Raw genomic sequence first — 16,400 nt, forward strand, 5'->3', positions numbered from 1 at the left:
CGGTGCGCAGCTGCTCGGTATAGGTGAAACGATGCAGCGCGGGCTGAGCCGGGTCGCCGCCTGCAAGCGGCACGTATACGACCGGGCCGCCGGCGATTTCGCCGTGGATGTAGATGCGGTCGCCGTGAATCAGCCGATGGCTTTTCTCGGTATGTTCGTAGCGATGGAAGTAGCCTTCTTCGGCGGCCAGCCGGTTCAGAAATGCCAGATCGGCCTCACCCGCCTGCACACAATATTCGCGGGGCAAGTGCTCGTTCGTGGTGACCTGTTCGTAGTCGGTGATGCCGTGGCGCTTCAATACATCAGCCAAAATCTCTGGCACGGACAGCTGCTGAAACACGCGCCAGTCCGAACACAATGCCGCGCGCGCAAGTGATGGCTCGACCACGGCGCGATAGCGAGTGCGCCGAAAACCGGTGTCGCCTTGTTGAAAGGCCGTCACGATGCCATGCACATGGCGCACCGCCTGATCGCCGCGCCAAATCGTGAACAACGCGGGCTCATCCAGCATGGCGCCGAAGTCGATGGCGGGGTTGAAGCTGGATAGGTCCAATTCCAGCCGATAGGTCTCGGACAGCGCCTCGTCCAGCGTGAATTCGATGACGTCGAAATCCAGACCGCGGCTAGAGGGCGTGAAGGTGAAGCGCAAATCGGATTGGCGGGGCATCAAGGCCTCTCAGGACGAACGAAGTGTGCGGAAGAACTGTGCAGATCAACAGGCAGGAGCGCCGCATGAAAAACCGCGGCTGCGCCCATTCGCAGCCGCGGCGGCATGCCTTAGCTTTCCAGCGGTTTGCGCCAGTCGTCCGAGGCTTCCGTGCCGGCGATCTCATGCGTCCACGTGATCTTGCGGTAGGCCATGGCTACCTTGATCAGTTGCGTGAATTCCGCCTTGCTGGGGTCTTGCGCGTGCGGGAGCACGCTGGTGATGTCCACGATCGTGGCGTCTTCCAGGGCGGTGGTGAAGAAGTGCTCCTGCTTGCCGTCGATAGAAGTGCGGTACCACTTCACTTCCACTTCGGGCAGCATTTCGCCGGAGGCCAGGGCTTGATACAGCAGCGGCGTGGCCTTGTTCAACGCGCTGGTAAACGTGAAGGGCTTGTGCACGCGCTGGCCCGACGGCTGACCACTTTGCGGGTCGGTCGGGGTGTTGACGCGGTGCTCGATTTCCTGGACCAGGATTTGGTCCTCGTGACCTTCTACATAGACGTTGCCGACCGAATCAGCGGTGAAGGCGCCTTCGGTGAGGTTGCCTTGGGTTTTGCCGGAAATGCTGATGTAGGCGGGGGTAGGCATGACAGACTCCGTTGTCGTCGTAGTAATGAATGGCCGTTCAAGGCCGGGATGCTTCCCGAAGGAGGCGCTACGAGGACATACGCAACATCCGTGCCAGGTGCTGTGGAGTCAAAAAAATAACAATGAAATCAATGGGTTGAAAGGGGTTTAGGACGATTACGAAAAAACGAAATCGCAAAAAAACCCGCGAATAGCGGGTTTTCAGCCGAAAATCAGGCCACATTTGACCCGAATAAAAATAAGCGCTTATGAATCAATAACTTGGGGCGGGCCAAAACTGGCCCGACCGAGTCAAATCTGGCCCAGGGAAGCCGCCGGGGTAGGTTGCCCGTCGGGCAATTCGGTACGAGCGCGTGCGGTCAATGTGGTGTCAATGCCCTGGCTAAGCGCCGTCAGAAGCAGATGCGGCGCCAGATTCAGTTGCGCCAGCAACACGCTGTTCTGCGCCAGCTTCACCAGCGCCTCGGGCTGCAACGCCGCCAGCCACAGACAGGCCTCAGGCGACAGCGGCACCCCCGCCATAGCGCCGGCCTCACCCGAGCGCGCCAAGCGCTGCAATAGCAGCAGGTACATCAGATTGGTTTCGTGGATATCGCGCAGAAGTTCGGTGGATCTCGGCATCGGGCACCCCAGACTTCGTTGATTCCACAACATGGCCGCGGCCAAGGCGGAATGGCGCGTGGCGTCCTCAGGAGAACGTCTATTTCAAACCCGAGACGGGCTTGCGTGCCGATATGGTTTGTCGATCATATTTAAGCGACTCTGACGCGTCAGTAATGGATTTCCCTGTACGGCGCGCCGGCATATCTACATATTCTAAAAACGACGCATTCTCATTTATAATTCGGCGCATGCCAAGTGGCGCGCGCCGAAGAATGACGGCGCGCGGTTTCTCGTTTCAACCCAAGGCGCGCGATGACATCCTCTTTCCAAGACAGCCAGACGTTGCAACGCGAGCATGCCGCGCTGCTTGCCGCATATGGCCACGCGCAGGCGCATTGCAGCCAGCTGCTGAGCGCGCAGGCGGCTCGAATCGTGCACCTGGAAGCGGAAACAATGCGCTTGCGCGCGGCGCTTATCGTCAGGGACACCGCGTTGGCGTGGTCGCGCGCTGACCGTGCCGCGTTGGAAGCGTCGATTCCCGGCTTGCCCAAACGCGTCGCGTTGTCGCGCCGCGTGGCCCAACTGGTGGAACGTGTTCAGACGCTGATGCGCGAACGGCTCGCATGGCAGGACTGGATCAGCCAGGCGCGCGTCAAGCCCACGACGACCCTTGCGGACACCCCGGCCGCCCGCGCGTCGGGGGCCACGGTGGCGGCGGTGGCGTTACGCGAAAAATCCGTACTCTGCGTAGGCGAAGATGCGATGGCGTTGATGCTGACGCGCAAGGTCGTTGAAATGGCAGGGGGCCGCTACCTTGGCCATAGTGGTGGCGATGATCTGGACGGCGCCACCCTGGAAGCCAGCCTTGTCCAGGCCGATCTGGTCATCTGCCAGACGGGATGCGTCAGCCATGGCGCTTACTGGCGCGTCAAAGACCATTGCACGCGCACCGGCAAGCAATGCGTGCTGGTGGACAAGCCGGAAGCCCTGAACGCCTTGCGTCTGGAAGCCGAGCAGGAACGGTAGCGTCGCGTTACCTTGCGTTTCCGCATCATGGCGTCCCCCCGCAATACAGTAGGCGTTGGCAAAGGGGCAGACATGTTGAAAAAGCGGGACCGCGTGGCGCTTCCCTGGACGGACACGCTTGCACGTCTGGAAGATGAGCGCATCATGTTGCAGCGCATTGCCGCCGGCATGCCGCTGGCGCACGTGCTTGAACATGTGTTGAATGCCATTGAGGCCCAGTCCAGCGTTGAACTGCGCGCCGCCATCGCCCTGATCGATGAAACCGGAACGTTCCTGCTTCATGGCGCCGCGCCCAGCCTGCCGGCGGAGTTCAGCGAAGCGGTGCAACGCACGCCCATCGGGCCAAATATCGCATCCTGGGGCACGGCCGCTTACACCGGCAGCCCCGTTTATGTGGACGACATCGCATCGCACCCCGATTGGGCGCGCTGGCGTGACTTGGCCTTGGCGCATGGATTGCGGGCCTGCTGGTCCACCCCGATCAAAGCGCCGGACGGCCGCTTGTTGGGCGTGTTCTCGAACTACTACAGCGCGGTGCGCTCACCCTCGGCCTACGACATCGACGCGATTGCGCTGGTGACCCGCAGCGCGGCGCTGGCCATCGAGCGCCATCTGACGGAAGAGGCGTTACGCAGCAGCGGGGAACGCTGGCGGGCCATGTTTGATGGCATGCAGGAAGCGTTTTTTCTTAGCGAGGCCCTGCGCGATGAAGACGGCCGCATTGTGGACTTTCGTTTTCTAGAGGTGAACCCCGCCTTCGAACGGCAGACCGGTATGAAAGAGGGCGACACGCTGGGCCACACCTTGCGCGAGATGATTCCCGGTGTGCCCGGACAGATCATGGACGCCTTCGCGCAGGTCGTTGAAACGGGCGAGCCGACGCAGTTTGAATTTGCCGTGCCCGCGCCGAAAGAGTCGTGGTACGAAGCGCGTGCGCGCAAGGATGGGCCCGATCGCATGATGGCTCTGTTCCTGGACGTTACCGCGCGCAAGGCGGCCGAGACCGAGCTGTGGGAAGGGCAGCATCGCAAGAATTTCCTGCTGGCGCTGGGCGACCGCATGCGCGAACTGCATTTTCAGGAAGAGATCGAACAGGCCGCCTGCGAGGGCCTGGGCCAGCATCTGGCGCTGGGCATGGTCGCCGTGCTGGACTGGTCGGGCGACGCCGAGCCGGCCACCGTGTCCACCTCTTGGCGTTCGGAAGCGGACTTGGCGGGGCAGCAAGCCCTGGCGCCCGAAAAATTGGGCAGCGATTTTACCGAGGCGCTCCGCAAGGGGCGCACGGCGTATCTGCAACCGCTGGTGGCGGAGCCGGGCGGGGAAGTCCGCCCGTCTGCGATCGTGGTGCCGATGCGCCGATGGGGCCGGCAGGGTGGCGCGCTGCTGGTTCGCCCGCTGGTCAACAGCCGGCTCAAGGCCGGTGACATTGCGTTCATTGAAGAGGTGTCCGAGCGGCTGTGCGACGCCGTCGAGCGTTCGCAGTATGCGCGCATGCTTGAGCAGCGCGTGGAAAATGCCATCGCCGAACGAGATCGGATCTGGCGCTTGTCTCCTGAGCTGCTTGCCGTCGTCGATGGCACCGAGCGCTTTGTCAGCGTCAACCCGGCTGTGCGCCCGATTCTTGGCTGGACGCCGGAACAGTTCCTGTCTATGGGCTTGGCCGAAGTGATCCACCCCGATGATCAGGCCGCCACGCGCAACGCCATTGCGCAAGCCTCGCGGGGTAACCCGGCCCAAGCCGTCAGGCACATGGAAAACCGGTTGCTGAAACGCGATGGCAGCTACCGGTGGATTACGTGGAGCATGTCGTGGTCGCAAGACAGCTTGTACATGACCGGCCGGGACGATACCGATTTGAAAGTGCAGGCCGAGACCCTGCGCGAAACCGAACAGGCGCTGCGTCAATCGCAAAAGATGGAAGCGGTGGGCCGCTTGACGGGCGGTATCGCGCATGACTTCAACAACATGCTTCAGGGCATCACGGGCGCCCTGTACCTGATCCAGCGCAAGCTGGCCGCTGGCACGCCGGAGCAGGCGCAACGATTCATCAATGTCGCCATGGATTCGGCGAACCGCGCCGCGCATCTGACGCAGCGGCTGTTGACGTTTTCGCGCCGCCAACCCATCGACCCGAAGCCGTTCAGCGTGGCCTCGACGCTGCAATCCATGGCGGATCTTTTCCATCGCTACACCGGCGAAAGCGTGCGCCTGCTATTCAATTTGGAACCCACGCTTTGGACGGTGCGTTGTGACAGGAACCAATTTGAAAATGCGGTGCTGAATCTGGTCATCAACGCCTGCGACGCCATGCCCAACGGTGGCGCGCTGACGGTATCGGCATTGAACAAACCCTTGGATGGGGTGGCGTTGCGCCCTTATCCCGGCGTGAAACCGGGCGACTTCGTCGAGGTGTCGGTCACCGACGTTGGCTGCGGGATGCCGCCAGACGTGCTGGCCCACGCCTTCGACCCCTTCTTCACCACCAAGCCGCTGGGCGAGGGCACGGGCCTGGGCTTGTCAATGATCTACGGCTTTGCCAAGCAGGCCGGCGGCATGGCCACGCTGGAAAGCGCGGTGGGCCAAGGCACTACGGTCAGGCTGCTTTTGCCCAGGTTCGACGGCGCGCCGGATGCCGCACAGTTGTCTGAACCGTCCACGCCGCAAACCGCAGGCGTGGGGCGGCAGTCGCTGGTGGTGGTGGTGGAAGATGACGACAACGTGCGCGAGATGGTGCACGAGTGCCTGGCCGAGCTGGGCATGCAAGTGCTGACGGCCTCAGACGGCGAAGCAGGACTTGAACTGGTGCTGGGCACGGCCGACATTGATTTGCTTGTCACCGATGTCGGGTTGCCTGCGCTGAACGGCCGGCAATTGGCCGATGCCGCGCGGGCGGCGCACCCTGGCCTGAAGGTTCTGTTGATGACAGGCTACGCAGAAAGCGCGGCCCGCGATGGCGGCTTCCTGGAACGCGGACTTGAACTGATCGTGAAGCCATTTTCGCTGGACGTGCTGGGTGAAAGGGTGCAGCGGATGCTGGATTCCAACGAGGGTGATGGCGCTGCGGGGTGACGGCGTTGCAAAGGCAGGTAAAAAATACCTGTTCACGCTGCTCTGCCAGTTTCCTGGGGCGGAACGCCCGGCGGCAGGGCCGGGAACGGGGCTTGCTTAATGGAAAGTGCATTCCAACCTAGGAGCCTGACCATGAAATCTCGTGCCCTGACTTGCGCTTTTGTACTGATGGCCGGCCTGACGTCCGCCGGCACGGTGTTGGCCCAATCCGCCGCGCCGACCACGCCGTCTTCCACGCCGAACGATGCGTCCGCCGCGCAGCCGAATCGTGCGCTGCCGCCGGGGCAGATGGCGCCCGCACCCAACGCGACGCCGTCCACCGGCACCACGCCGCCCAGCACGCAGCACAGTGGCACGATGTCGTCGGGTAAGAAGCATTCGGAAGAAACGCCGAAGCGCCCGCGCGAAGCGAACGATAACGTGCCGCGCACGCCTGCGGCCGGTGCGGCACCCCCTCCGGGATACCCGAACTCGGGCGGCTCGAAGTAAGTAGCCCGCCACGAAAAAGGCTTCCTTCGGGAAGCCTTTTTTTGGCGTGATGATTGGCGGCCTGACCAGCCTGATGATTTGCAGCCAGACCATTGACCGTTCATCGTTCACGGCCCACCGTGACGCATTGCTAGTGCTGCCGGCGCAACTCCGCAGGCGGCACGCGCAACTGGCCGCGATACTTCGATACCGTCCGGCGAGCCAACAGAATGCCGCTTGCCGCCAATTGCTGCGTCAGCGCCACGTCTGACAAGGGCATGGACGGGTCTTCCGCTTCCACCATTTCCTTGATCAGCGCACGCACGGCGGCAGCGGAACAAGAGCCGCCGGATTCAGTCGCCAGCTCGCGCGAGAAGAAGTGGCGAAACTCGAAGACGCCACGGGGCGTCACCATGTACTTGCCGACTGTGGCGCGCGAGACCGTGGATTCGTGCATGTTCAAATCGTCGGCCACTTCGCGCAACATCAGCGGGCGCAGCGCCACCTCGCCGTATTCAAAAAAGGTCTGCTGACGTTTGACGATGGCCTCGGCCACGCGTTGGATCGTGGTGTAGCGCTGTTCGACATTGCGCACCAGCCAACGCGCTTCCTGCAATTCCTGCGCCATGGGGCTGCGGTCATCCAGCCGCGCGCGGCGGAACAGGTCGGCATAGGTGCGGTGCAGCCGCGCATGCGGCATGGCGTTGCGGTTGGGCAGCACGCGCCAACGGCCTTGCCATTTATCCACGAACACATCAGGCACCACATAGACGGGCTCGTCCACGCTGTAGCGCGAACCCGGTTTGGGGTTCAGACTGCGGATCAATGCGCAGGCGTCGCGCACCTCGTCGTCGGAACACCCGAGCACGCGGCGCAGGCCGACGCAGTCATTCTTGCCCAGGCGGTCCAGATGCTCATTCACGATACGCAAGGCCAGATCGCGGATCGACGCGTCAACGGCGCGAACGGTCGCCAATTGCAGCGACAGGCATTCCGCCAGATCGCGCGCGGCCAGGCCCGGGGCATCCAGCTGTTGCACCAGACGCAGCGCCGCCAGCCATTCGCCTTCGTCGGGCGGGGGGCTGAACTCGGGATGCTCTGTGCTGCACAGGCTGGTGAGCGGCGCGCGCAGATAGCCGTCGTCGTCTAACGCATCAATGATGAATTCGGCAAGCAAGCGGTCGCGCGGCTGCAGATGATAGTTACCCAAATCCGCCGACAGACGTTCGCGCATCGACACGGACGCGCTGACCCATTGGCCCATGTCCTTGGTGTCGCCGCCGCTGGCAGATTGCGTGGGATAGTCGCCGGAATAGGCGGGCGCGTCGGGTGGCGTGTCATCGGCCTCGGCCGTGGCCGGGCTGGCCGGTTCCGCAACGTGTTCCGTTTCGCCGCCACCATGGACGCTACTCAAGGGAACCGCGCCGATGGACGGCTGGTCGTTATCGAGCTCGTCGATATCCTCAAGAAACGGGTTGGTGGCAAGCGCGTGTTCCACCGCAGTCGTGAACTCCAGCGCTGACATTTGCAGCAGCTTGACGGACTGCTGCAAGCGGGGCGCCAGCGTCATTTGCTGGCGCAGGCGCAATTCTTGCGTAGGGTGGCCCAAACGAGTCTCCTGAATGGAAGCCGCCAAAGGGCGGCGCATCCTGGTACTCATGCAAGAACTGTGCCAACTGCGTTGCCGGGCGGAAAGCAAGGTGCGCACCGCCGGCTTGCGCCACCGTATTACAAGCGGGCGGTAAGAACTGCTCAGTGCCCGGCTGCGCCTTCTTTTTCGTACACGTCCAGGCGGTTGTACAAGGTCTTCAGGCTGACGCCCAAGGTGTCGGCCGCCAAGCGCTTGTCGCCATCGTGATGCGCCAATGTCGCCAGGATGAATGCGCGTTGCGCGCGGCCCAGCGGCATGCCTACCGGGAAGTTCAACGCGCCATCGCGAACTTCGGCTTGCGAGTGCGCGGTTGCGCGGGTGAGTAGTGGGGTATCCAGTTGCGCGTCCGACAAGATGTAGGCGCGCTGCACGACGTTGCGCAATTCGCGGACGTTACCCGGCCAGTCGTGCTGCGCAATGGCGTCCAGCATGGCTTTGGAAAACGTCTTTTCCGTGCGGTGCTGCGTATTCAGGGTATCCAGGAACCGGTGCGCCAGAATCAATGCATCGTCGCCGCGCTCGCGCAACGGTGGCACGCGCAGCGGCACGACCAGCAGCCGATGCAGGAAATCTTGCCGTAGCCGGCCTTCAGCCACCGAGACGCCCGGATCGCGATTGCTGGCGCAGATGATGCGCACGTTCGCGCGCAGCAAGTCCGAGCCGCCGACGCGTTGATAGGTGCCGGCTTCCAGCACGCGCAGGAAATGCACCTGCATGTCGGGCGGCATTTCGGTGACTTCATCCAGGAAGAGGGTGCCGCCGCTGGCGTATTCGAAATAGCCTGCATTCTGCGACACCGCGCCGGTAAAGCTGCCTTTCTCATGGCCGAAAAGTTCGGCATGGGCAAGCGTGCCGCTGATAGCGCCGCAGTTGACCGCCACGAAGGGCTGGTCGCGCCGTTCGCTGGCGTCGTGAATCGCGCGCGCAACAATTTCCTTGCCCGCGCCACTTTCTCCAACGATGAACACGCTGGCGTCGGTTGAGGCGGCCAGTTGCAACTGGGCCCCTAGTTTTTGCATGACGGGCGACAGCCCCGTCACGTCCATAAGGGTCGGGGGGGACGCAACCGCATCCTCGCGCCCGGTGGTGGTGCGATTTACCATGCTGATACCTCGGCCCGCCGGGCCTGCTCGCGATATTTCCATGGTAGTAGGGCGGTGCTGCGCCGATTGCGACCAGTTGCAAGTATTCGAAAACTTTAGTGGACGGTATCGAAAATTTACGCTTCTCGCCGTCAGAGTGACTATTCTCAATCTCATGCAAACGCGCGCGCACATGTCGCGCCGCGCAGGGCAATACGGAGAAGCTATGCCACACCTGCTAATCGTCGACGACGATGATGCGATTCGGGAAACACTGGCCGAGATGGGCCGCGATAGCGGGTTTTCGGTTGCGGTCGCGGGCAGCGTCAAAGACGCGCTGATTCAGCTCGAGCGCCAAGCGCCGGATCTGGTCCTGACCGATGTCCGTCTGCCGGGCGGCAATGGCATGGACATTTTCAACAACGTGGCGATCGCCAGTGCCGAAGTCGTTGTGATGACGGGGCACGGCTCGGTCGACTACGCGGTGCAGGCGTTGCGCCTGGGCGCCAGCGATTTCCTGGTCAAGCCCATCTGCATGGAACGGCTCAATGAAATCCTGACCCGCGTCGTCACCAATGCCGGCGGGGATTTGCCCGGTATGCCGTTTGAAGAGCCGGGACGCTTTGGCAAGCTGTTCGGCCAGTCTGAGCGCATGCTGGAGCTGTACCGGCAACTGGGGCGCGTGGCCCCCACCAATGTCACGACCTTGCTGATCGGCGAAAGCGGTACGGGCAAGGAACTGGCCGCCCATGCCATTCATGAACTGAGCACGCGGCGCCAACGCCCGTTCATTGCGGTGAACTGCGGCGCGATCTCTCCGAACCTGATCGAAAGCGAGATGTTTGGGCACGAACGGGGCAGCTTTACCGGCGCCGATCGTCAGCACAAGGGCTATTTCGAACGCGCCGATGGCGGCACCTTGTTCCTGGACGAAGTCACCGAAATGCCGTTGGACTTGCAGGTGAAGCTGCTGCGCGTGCTGGAGACCGGGCGGTTCATGCGGGTGGGAACCAACCGCGAAATCAGCTGCGACATCCGGATCATCGCCGCCACCAATCGCAACCCCGAGCAGGCGGTGCAGGAAGGCAAGCTGCGCGAAGATTTGTACTACCGGCTTAGCGTGTTCCCCATTCAATTGCCCGCGCTGCGCGAGCGCGGTGACGACATCCTGTTCCTGGCGCGGCGCTTTTTGCAGGCCCAAAACCAGGAATCGGGCAAGAACAAAGCGTTTTCACCGCAGGCCGACGAGGTGCTCAAGCAATACGAATGGCCGGGTAACGTGCGCGAGTTGAAGAACTTCGTGCGCCGCGCCTTCATTCTGGCCGACGGTGATTTGCTGGACGTGGATATGCTGGCGCCGCATGTGTCGCCGGGCGGCGACGCGGACGCTGCGCAGGTCAGTGTGCCCGTGGGCGAAACGCTGGCTGAAGCAGACCGGCGCTTGATCCTGGCCACGCTTGAACGCTGCAATGGCGTGAAGAAGCAGGCGGCGTTGATGCTGGGCATCAGTCCGAAGACGCTCTATAACCGCCTGGAAGAATATGCGGCGGCCGGGTATGCGCTGCCAGGTGAAGACGCCGGCGGCGCGCGCAATTCCCGGAATTCCGCATAAGGTCTTTCGGAAGAGGCCCCGCAATTCCGTATAGGGCCTTTCTCGGCTGAGGCCCCCGGAATCCACATAGGGCCTTGCTGAACTGAGGCGGCAAGCATCGCGCCGCCGCCTCGACCCGCCTTACTTGCCGTGGCGCGTCTTCAGGTCAGCCATACACGCGTCTTTGGCGTTACCCGACATGGCGTCGCATTTTTCCTTGCCCACCTTGTAATCGGCGTCGTTCTTGACTTTGGCTGCGTCATGGTTGGCTTCGGCCTTTTCCTTGCCCGCCTTGGCATCGGCCTTCGCCTTGTCGCGATTGGCTTCGGCCTGCTGCTGGCAAACGTCCTTTTGATTGCCCTTCATACCGTCGCACGCCTTTTTGTCCATCTTGTATTGATTGTCGATCTGATCGTTCGTGCGAACGGGCGGAGAACCGCCTTGCGTGGTTTGCGCGGACGCTTGGAACGCCACGGCGGACAGGCAGAGAGCGATGGCGGGGCAAACGGTTCTGGACAGATTCATGACTGACTCCTTTGGATATGGGTCCGGGTTAGGCTGGACCTCAACCACCCCTTAGCAAGCGCCGTTCCCGCGCGGGGCCAGGCACGGCGCAGGCACGGCACTTGCGCCACAGCCTGCGCATGACGCCATATGGAGAAAGAGATGGAACCGCACTCGCGCAGTGATCAAGTGAATGACTCGGCCAACGGCCAGGCCAGAAACCCTGCCAAAAACCCGGCCAAAAACCCGGCCAACGACCCGGCCAACGATCCGGCAAAACCCCAGGCCAACACACCTACCGATGACACCGACACCGCGCATCGCAGCGGCCAGTTCGGCGCGGACAAGCCCGGGTTTGGCAAAGCGCCGCCGGCGAGCAAGCGCCACGCGGACAAACAACCCAACCAGCAGGGACCGGAGTACGAGGAAGGCGGGCAGTACCCGGGCAAGCGGCCCGAGGGGAAGTAAAAAAACCGGGCGCCTTGCCCGGTTTTTTTCAATCAGCCGTTCCGCCATTGCGCACCGGGTTGGGCGGTGAATGGGAAACGCCAGCTTCGTCTTCGCCTGTGACGCGGTCGGGTGCGATATCGCGGCCATCGTCGTCGCGCAGATTGGGGTCTACGCTTTCGCGATCGCCCGTGGCCTGGGAATCGCTGTCCGTGTGGGCCATCCCGGGAGGTAGGTCGCTGGCGGAATCAGACGAATCGCTGGGGCCTAGATCCGGGCGCCCGCTTGGGTCCAGTTCAGGGAAATCGGGGGGTGGGGTGCGTGACATGGCGGTCTCCGGGAAGGTGAAGGCAGAAGCCTGGGCAGGACGCCCGTGCTTGCACCTACACAGCAATCGTCGTGCCGCTTTAAGGCGGGTATGGCAATTGCTGGCCTTGGCAAAGCAAACCGCAGGACAAAACGGGAGATCGCCATGTCACTAATCGTCGCTGCACGATTTCAAACCTTCGACCAGGCCACGGTGGCCGCACAGAAGCTCTTCGCGGAAGGCTTCACCGAAGACGATGTGCACACCTTCTATATCAATTCGGCGGGTGAGCATGGCCGCTACCCCTTGGGCGGTGACCGGCTGGCAGACCCGGATTCAAAGGGCGGGCACCTGGGTGCCGTCGCGGGCGCGTCGGTGCTGGGGCTGGTGTTCGCCTTGGCAGGCGGCTTGATCGCGGCGCGTGTGGCCGCGTCGATCTTTGTCGTGATCGCGGCGGCGGGCGTCGGGGCCTACCTGGGTGCGTTGGCGGGCGCGCTTTGGATCATCGGACGGAACAAGCGCAAGGCGGCCAACACACCGCGCGCGCAAGAGGTGCACCCGGCGGTAAGGCCGGCTGGCGTGATGCTGGCCCTGCACGTGGCCCCGGGCCAGGATGCGTTGGCGCGGCGAGTGCTTCGGGAATCCGGCGGCCGCGACATCGAGCGCGCACAAGGCCGCTGGCAGGGCGGCAAGTGGGAAGACTTTGATCCGCTCAAGCCGCCGCACCCGGTTGAGGAGGCGTCCACGCTGCCTTGATCGCGGGGCGCCCCGCGGCCTGATCCGCTTCAGTCGCCCGCGCTGCCGGTGATGGGCAGGACGATGCCCGTGATGTAGCTGGCGCACACGGGCGAGGCCAGGAAGACGTAAGCCGGCGAGATTTCTTCCGGCTGCGCCGGCCGGCCCAGATCGGTGTGCTTGCCGAATTCCTTGATCTTCTCGGGGCTTTGATCCGCCGGATTCAATGGCGTCCAGACGGGGCCTGGCGCTACCGCGTTCACGCGGACGCCGCGCTCGGCCAGATTGGCGGCAAGCGAACGGGTGAAGGCGTGTATCGCCCCTTTGGTTGACGAGTAGTCCAGTAGTTTGGCGCTGCCGCGCAAGCCCGTCACCGATCCCGTATTGACGATTGCCGCGCCGGCTTTCAAATGCGGCAGCGCGGCGCGCGCCATATAGAAATAGCCGGTGATATTGGTGCGCAGCGTCTTGTCCCACTTGTCGTCGCTGATCTCGGCCAGCGTGTCAGTGTGTTGTTGATAGGCCGCGTTGTTGACCAGAACATCAAGCTTGCCGAACGCCTTGACCGCTTGCGCCACGGCGTCGTTGCAGAAAGATGAGTCTTGCACGTCGCCCGCGATCAGCACGCAGCGCCGGCCCTCGGCTTCAACGGCTTGGCGGGTGTCTTCGGCGTCTTCATGTTCGTTCAGGTACACGACCGCCACGTCGGCGCCTTCGCGCGCGAATAAAACGGCCACGGCGCGGCCGATTCCCGAGTCACCGCCCGTGATGATGGCCGCCATGTCTTGCAGCTTGCCGCTGCCGTGATAGCCGGGCGCCTGGTACTGAGGCTTCAGTTCCATGTCGGCCTCGTTGCCGGGTTTGCTCAGGTGCTGGTCGGGCATGGGTGGCGTGGGGTGCGGGCGGGCGCCCGTACCGGCGTTTTTCGGCTTGCTCATGGCATGGCTCCTGATGATTGGGGTTGGCGCTCTGGGCGCGCTGCCCTGGGGCGTGAGCAATCCCTGTTCCCGCTTGGGCGGTTTGGGCACGCCGCTTGCTGTAGAGGGGCAGGTGCTGGCGACAGCGCCACTAACCTATCAACGCGATGAAAAGTGAGAAAGCCATGAACAAGGACCAGGTGAAGGGCAGAGTCAATGAGGCCGTTGGCAAGGCGAAAGAAGTCGCTGGCAAAGCGACCGGCAGCACGTCCACCGAATTGAAGGGGACGGCGCAAAAGGTGGCCGGCAAGACGCAGGCCGCTTACGGCGATGCCAAGGACAAGGTCGAAAAGTCGTAAGACGCACTTGGCCAGTACGAAAAAAGCCGGGGAATGCCCCGGCTTTTTTTTGGCGAATGTGCGAGGGCGGGCTTACTGACGTCCGACAATCACGCCGAACAGGAATGCTGCGCCCGCGACAAGCCCGACGGCTTGCCAGGGGCGAGCGTGGATGTATTCCTCGGTGCAGTCGATGGTTTCGCGCATCAGATCGCCGGCATTTTCAGAGGCCTCGCGCAGGCTACTTCGCGTGGCCGCTAACTGATCGGCCAGGCGCGCCTTCAGCGCATCAAGATCGCCGGGATCGGCATCACGCAAGGTCGCTTCAATTTCATCGATCCAACTTTCCGGATGGCGTGCGCGCCTGCGCAACCCACGATTATCCGGGCCATTCTCGGGGAAATCGGAAGGCAGAGGGGTGTTCGTAGAGGCCATCTGAAAGCTCCTGGCAGTCGGGCGCAATATCCGCCAGCGCGATCCGGCCCGTGCGGCCGCGTGGCGTGCCGAGGCGTCAAGCCTCGAGCATGTCTTGGCAAGCCAGCGTGCACGCCAGGCATGCCCCGGCGCAAATCTGGCAATGCTCCATGTCCTGGTGCGGGGCGCATGCGCGGGCGCAGGCATCGCAGACCAAGGCGCACAAAGTACATAGCGCGGTAGAAAATTCTCCGTCACGCGCCAGCATGGCGGCGCACAAGCGGCACACGCTGGCGCAATCAATCGCCAGGCTGATGCAGCGCTTCATGCGAGCCGCGTTGATCTCCAGGCTGGTCGCGGCACACTGGTCACATGCCACCGCGCATTCGTAGCAGGCTTGCACACATTGCTCGAAGTTTGGGTCTCGCATTGCATCTCCTTGTGAGTGCCCAGGGTGGCCGGCCAAGGCGTGTGCGAGGTTGCCCGGCCACATCCGCTTGCAATTTGAAGTGGGTGCCAGTGCTTTGACGAGGCAGTAGGCCGTAGGATGAAAGCTCGAAACCAGGCAGGAGACCCCCATGACATCCCGATCCGATTCGAAACCCGCTGCTTCCGCCAAGCAGGCGGCGCCTGTGCAGGACAACGCTAAGATACTGCCCCCGCAGGGGCCCGTCGACGTGCCAAATCAACCGGTTAAACCAGACGCCTCGACACCCGACGAAGCGGCGCGCGACAAGCGAGCGGTGGTGGATAACCAGACCGAGTCGAACTGGGCCGATGGGGCCGCGCCGCAGCCGCGCGCGAAGAACGCGCGCTCATCCTTGTTCTGATCAGGCCGGGGCGGCGGGCGGCAGCTTCTGAAGAAAGGCCAACAGCCGCCGCTCGCTGGCATCCAGTCCGCGTGGCCCGGCTGGCGCACGCGCCTTGGCGGGCAAGGCGCCGGCCAGATAGGCGTCCAGCACGGCGGGGTGGACATAGCATGCCCGGCATACCGCAGGCGTGTTGGCCAAACGCTTGGACACGTCCTTGATCACGTCTACGACCGTCTGCTTGGCCTGCGCGTCGTTCTCAAATGGCCGGGCTTGCAGCGCGGCGTACGCCAACACGGAACCGGCCCAGGTGCGATAGTGCTTGGCGGTGAAATCGCCGTCGCCCGCCGCACGCAGGTACGCATTGACGGCCCCCGAATCCACCGGATGTTTGCCGCCATCTTCATCCAGGTATTGGAATAGCTGCTGCCCCGGAATTTCCAGGCAGCGCTTGATGATGCGCGCCACGCGGCGGTCTCTGACTGTCACGTCATGCGGCACGCCGCTCTTGCCTTGAAATCGAAACCGGAACTGGCTGCCGGCTACGGTGGTGTGCCGCCGCGTCAACGTTGTCAGGCCATACGATTTGTTCTCGCGCGCGTATTCCCGCGCGCCGATGCGGATCAGCGTGGTTTCCAGCAAGCGCACCAAGGTGGCAATCACTTTCTCTTGCGCCAACCCCGGCGCCTGCATATCCCGGGCGACCTGGCGGCGAATGCGCGGCAGCGCCAAACTGAAGGCCAGCAGATTCTGATATTTGCCCGCATCGCGCATCGTGGCCCAGGCGGGGTGATACCGGTATTGCTTGCGTCCGCGGGCATCGCGCCCAGTCGCTTGCAGATGGCCATGGGGAAGGGCGCAGATCCACACATCTTCGTAGGCGGGCGGAATGACCAGGGCATGGATGCGGGCAATTTCGGCGGCATCCTTAACCCGCTTGCCCTGCGCATCCACGTAGTGGAACGTGCTGCCGTTGACACGAACGCGCCGGTAGCCGGGCTGCGAGTCGTCTACATAAACCAGCGGAGGTTCGACGGCGGCGCAAAGGGCCGGTTCGGCGGGCGATATGCGGGTATCCATTCGTTCTCCGGCTGCGTTGGGCGGCTGCACGGGGTGGCTGTAATGAGCGGCTGCTTGGACGGC

General features: G+C 63.1%; 19 protein-coding genes. 8 read left to right on the forward strand and 11 right to left on the reverse strand.

Annotated elements, in window-relative coordinates:
• The 3 genes from AC1DSJ_RS26825 to AC1DSJ_RS26835 all read right to left on the reverse strand — a co-directional run.
• Positions 1-667, reverse strand: a 667-nt coding sequence (locus AC1DSJ_RS26825; RefSeq protein ID WP_476760418.1) for a type VI secretion system Vgr family protein, incomplete at its 3' end; no start/stop codon positions are given.
• Positions 668-777: 110 nt separating this feature from the next.
• Positions 778-1,296 carry an Hcp family type VI secretion system effector gene (locus tag AC1DSJ_RS26830; RefSeq protein WP_054422131.1) on the reverse strand — a complete coding sequence of 173 codons (519 nt, stop codon included), beginning with the start codon at positions 1,294-1,296 and terminating at the stop codon, positions 778-780.
• Between the two features lie 291 nt (positions 1,297-1,587).
• Positions 1,588-1,917, reverse strand: a complete 330-nt coding sequence (locus tag AC1DSJ_RS26835) for a flagellar transcriptional regulator FlhD (RefSeq protein WP_346553325.1) — start codon at positions 1,915-1,917, stop codon at positions 1,588-1,590.
• 294 nt (positions 1,918-2,211) lie between these two features.
• On the opposite strand from AC1DSJ_RS26835, the gene AC1DSJ_RS26840 reads away from it, so the two are divergent.
• The 3 genes from AC1DSJ_RS26840 (at position 2,212) to AC1DSJ_RS26850 (ending at position 6,483) form a co-directional block, all read left to right on the forward strand.
• On the forward strand, positions 2,212-2,925 hold the full coding sequence (locus tag AC1DSJ_RS26840) for a DUF2325 domain-containing protein (protein ID WP_346553326.1): 714 nt from the start codon (positions 2,212-2,214) through the stop codon (positions 2,923-2,925).
• Positions 2,926-2,997: 72 nt separating this feature from the next.
• Positions 2,998-5,994, forward strand: coding sequence for a GAF domain-containing protein (locus AC1DSJ_RS26845; RefSeq protein ID WP_441372151.1), 2,997 nt, complete (start codon positions 2,998-3,000; stop codon positions 5,992-5,994).
• A gap of 132 nt (positions 5,995-6,126) precedes the next feature.
• Positions 6,127-6,483, forward strand: coding sequence for a superantigen-like protein SSL4 (locus AC1DSJ_RS26850; protein WP_175168951.1), 357 nt, complete (start codon positions 6,127-6,129; stop codon positions 6,481-6,483).
• A gap of 130 nt (positions 6,484-6,613) precedes the next feature.
• On the opposite strand, the gene AC1DSJ_RS26855 is transcribed toward AC1DSJ_RS26850, so the two are convergent.
• Together AC1DSJ_RS26855 and AC1DSJ_RS26860 are read right to left on the reverse strand one after the other, a co-directional pair.
• On the reverse strand, positions 6,614-8,110 hold the full coding sequence (locus AC1DSJ_RS26855; RefSeq protein WP_054422135.1) for an RNA polymerase factor sigma-54: 1,497 nt from the start codon (positions 8,108-8,110) through the stop codon (positions 6,614-6,616).
• Positions 8,111-8,214: 104 nt separating this feature from the next.
• On the reverse strand, positions 8,215-9,159 hold the full coding sequence (locus tag AC1DSJ_RS26860) for a sigma-54 interaction domain-containing protein (protein ID WP_338077793.1): 945 nt from the start codon (positions 9,157-9,159) through the stop codon (positions 8,215-8,217).
• A 262-nt stretch (positions 9,160-9,421) separates the two neighbouring features.
• Here AC1DSJ_RS26860 and AC1DSJ_RS26865 point away from each other — a divergent pair, with 262 nt between their 5' ends.
• On the forward strand, positions 9,422-10,807 hold the full coding sequence (locus tag AC1DSJ_RS26865) for a sigma-54-dependent transcriptional regulator (protein WP_441372152.1): 1,386 nt from the start codon (positions 9,422-9,424) through the stop codon (positions 10,805-10,807).
• 120 nt (positions 10,808-10,927) lie between these two features.
• On the opposite strand, the gene AC1DSJ_RS26870 is transcribed toward AC1DSJ_RS26865, so the two are convergent.
• Positions 10,928-11,311: a hypothetical protein gene (locus tag AC1DSJ_RS26870; protein ID WP_054422137.1), complete on the reverse strand. Its 384-nt coding sequence runs from the start codon at positions 11,309-11,311 to the stop codon at positions 10,928-10,930.
• Between the two features lie 141 nt (positions 11,312-11,452).
• Between AC1DSJ_RS26870 and AC1DSJ_RS26875 the strand changes: the two genes are divergently transcribed.
• Entirely contained in the window at positions 11,453-11,758 is a 306-nt protein-coding gene (locus AC1DSJ_RS26875; protein WP_441372153.1) for a hypothetical protein, read from the forward strand.
• A 28-nt stretch (positions 11,759-11,786) separates the two neighbouring features.
• Here AC1DSJ_RS26875 and AC1DSJ_RS26880 read toward each other — a convergent pair whose 3' ends face one another.
• Positions 11,787-12,065: a hypothetical protein gene (locus AC1DSJ_RS26880; protein ID WP_054422138.1), complete on the reverse strand. Its 279-nt coding sequence runs from the start codon at positions 12,063-12,065 to the stop codon at positions 11,787-11,789.
• A gap of 144 nt (positions 12,066-12,209) precedes the next feature.
• Here AC1DSJ_RS26880 and AC1DSJ_RS26885 point away from each other — a divergent pair, with 144 nt between their 5' ends.
• Positions 12,210-12,800: a hypothetical protein gene (locus AC1DSJ_RS26885; RefSeq protein WP_054422139.1), complete on the forward strand. Its 591-nt coding sequence runs from the start codon at positions 12,210-12,212 to the stop codon at positions 12,798-12,800.
• 29 nt (positions 12,801-12,829) lie between these two features.
• Here AC1DSJ_RS26885 and AC1DSJ_RS26890 read toward each other — a convergent pair whose 3' ends face one another.
• Positions 12,830-13,717: an SDR family oxidoreductase gene (locus tag AC1DSJ_RS26890; RefSeq protein ID WP_441372154.1), complete on the reverse strand. Its 888-nt coding sequence runs from the start codon at positions 13,715-13,717 to the stop codon at positions 12,830-12,832.
• A gap of 164 nt (positions 13,718-13,881) precedes the next feature.
• Between AC1DSJ_RS26890 and AC1DSJ_RS26895 the strand changes: the two genes are divergently transcribed.
• Positions 13,882-14,055: a CsbD family protein gene (locus tag AC1DSJ_RS26895; RefSeq protein ID WP_054422140.1), complete on the forward strand. Its 174-nt coding sequence runs from the start codon at positions 13,882-13,884 to the stop codon at positions 14,053-14,055.
• A 72-nt stretch (positions 14,056-14,127) separates the two neighbouring features.
• On the opposite strand, the gene AC1DSJ_RS26900 is transcribed toward AC1DSJ_RS26895, so the two are convergent.
• Both AC1DSJ_RS26900 and AC1DSJ_RS26905 read right to left on the reverse strand, forming a co-directional pair.
• Positions 14,128-14,469, reverse strand: coding sequence for an ElaB/YgaM/YqjD family protein (locus tag AC1DSJ_RS26900; RefSeq protein WP_054422141.1), 342 nt, complete (start codon positions 14,467-14,469; stop codon positions 14,128-14,130).
• Positions 14,470-14,545: 76 nt separating this feature from the next.
• Complete coding sequence (locus tag AC1DSJ_RS26905; RefSeq protein WP_054422142.1) at positions 14,546-14,878, reverse strand: four-helix bundle copper-binding protein; 333 nt, start codon at positions 14,876-14,878, stop codon at positions 14,546-14,548.
• Positions 14,879-15,026: 148 nt separating this feature from the next.
• Here AC1DSJ_RS26905 and AC1DSJ_RS26910 point away from each other — a divergent pair, with 148 nt between their 5' ends.
• Positions 15,027-15,278 (forward strand): hypothetical protein, encoded by a 252-nt coding sequence (locus AC1DSJ_RS26910; RefSeq protein ID WP_054422143.1) that lies wholly within the window; start codon positions 15,027-15,029, stop codon positions 15,276-15,278.
• Here the strand turns inward: AC1DSJ_RS26910 and AC1DSJ_RS26915 are convergent, their stop codons facing one another.
• Positions 15,279-16,337, reverse strand: coding sequence for a DNA topoisomerase IB (locus tag AC1DSJ_RS26915; RefSeq protein WP_441372155.1), 1,059 nt, complete (start codon positions 16,335-16,337; stop codon positions 15,279-15,281).
• Between the last annotated feature and the right edge of the window lie 63 nt (positions 16,338-16,400).

It is taken from the genome of Achromobacter sp. 01N37 (assembly GCF_056399725.1).

Excerpts from the sequence above, each read along its gene's own strand:
- AC1DSJ_RS26830 (WP_054422131.1), bottom strand. The coding sequence starts at position 1,296 with ATGCCTACCCCCGCCTACATCAGCATTTCCGGCAAAACCCAAGGCAAC.
- AC1DSJ_RS26835 (WP_346553325.1), bottom strand. The coding sequence starts at position 1,917 with ATGCCGAGATCCACCGAACTTCTGCGCGATATCCACGAAACCAATCTG.
- AC1DSJ_RS26840 (WP_346553326.1), top strand. The coding sequence starts at position 2,212 with ATGACATCCTCTTTCCAAGACAGCCAGACGTTGCAACGCGAGCATGCC.
- AC1DSJ_RS26845 (WP_441372151.1), top strand. The coding sequence starts at position 2,998 with ATGTTGAAAAAGCGGGACCGCGTGGCGCTTCCCTGGACGGACACGCTT.
- AC1DSJ_RS26850 (WP_175168951.1), top strand. The coding sequence starts at position 6,127 with ATGAAATCTCGTGCCCTGACTTGCGCTTTTGTACTGATGGCCGGCCTG.
- AC1DSJ_RS26855 (WP_054422135.1), bottom strand. The coding sequence starts at position 8,110 with ATGCGCCGCCCTTTGGCGGCTTCCATTCAGGAGACTCGTTTGGGCCAC.
- AC1DSJ_RS26860 (WP_338077793.1), bottom strand. The coding sequence starts at position 9,159 with ATGGACGTGACGGGGCTGTCGCCCGTCATGCAAAAACTAGGGGCCCAG.
- AC1DSJ_RS26865 (WP_441372152.1), top strand. The coding sequence starts at position 9,422 with ATGCCACACCTGCTAATCGTCGACGACGATGATGCGATTCGGGAAACA.
- AC1DSJ_RS26870 (WP_054422137.1), bottom strand. The coding sequence starts at position 11,311 with ATGAATCTGTCCAGAACCGTTTGCCCCGCCATCGCTCTCTGCCTGTCC.
- AC1DSJ_RS26875 (WP_441372153.1), top strand. The coding sequence starts at position 11,453 with ATGGAACCGCACTCGCGCAGTGATCAAGTGAATGACTCGGCCAACGGC.
- AC1DSJ_RS26880 (WP_054422138.1), bottom strand. The coding sequence starts at position 12,065 with ATGTCACGCACCCCACCCCCCGATTTCCCTGAACTGGACCCAAGCGGG.
- AC1DSJ_RS26885 (WP_054422139.1), top strand. The coding sequence starts at position 12,210 with ATGTCACTAATCGTCGCTGCACGATTTCAAACCTTCGACCAGGCCACG.
- AC1DSJ_RS26890 (WP_441372154.1), bottom strand. The coding sequence starts at position 13,717 with ATGAGCAAGCCGAAAAACGCCGGTACGGGCGCCCGCCCGCACCCCACG.
- AC1DSJ_RS26895 (WP_054422140.1), top strand. The coding sequence starts at position 13,882 with ATGAACAAGGACCAGGTGAAGGGCAGAGTCAATGAGGCCGTTGGCAAG.
- AC1DSJ_RS26900 (WP_054422141.1), bottom strand. The coding sequence starts at position 14,469 with ATGGCCTCTACGAACACCCCTCTGCCTTCCGATTTCCCCGAGAATGGC.
- AC1DSJ_RS26905 (WP_054422142.1), bottom strand. The coding sequence starts at position 14,878 with ATGCGAGACCCAAACTTCGAGCAATGTGTGCAAGCCTGCTACGAATGC.
- AC1DSJ_RS26910 (WP_054422143.1), top strand. The coding sequence starts at position 15,027 with ATGACATCCCGATCCGATTCGAAACCCGCTGCTTCCGCCAAGCAGGCG.
- AC1DSJ_RS26915 (WP_441372155.1), bottom strand. The coding sequence starts at position 16,337 with ATGGATACCCGCATATCGCCCGCCGAACCGGCCCTTTGCGCCGCCGTC.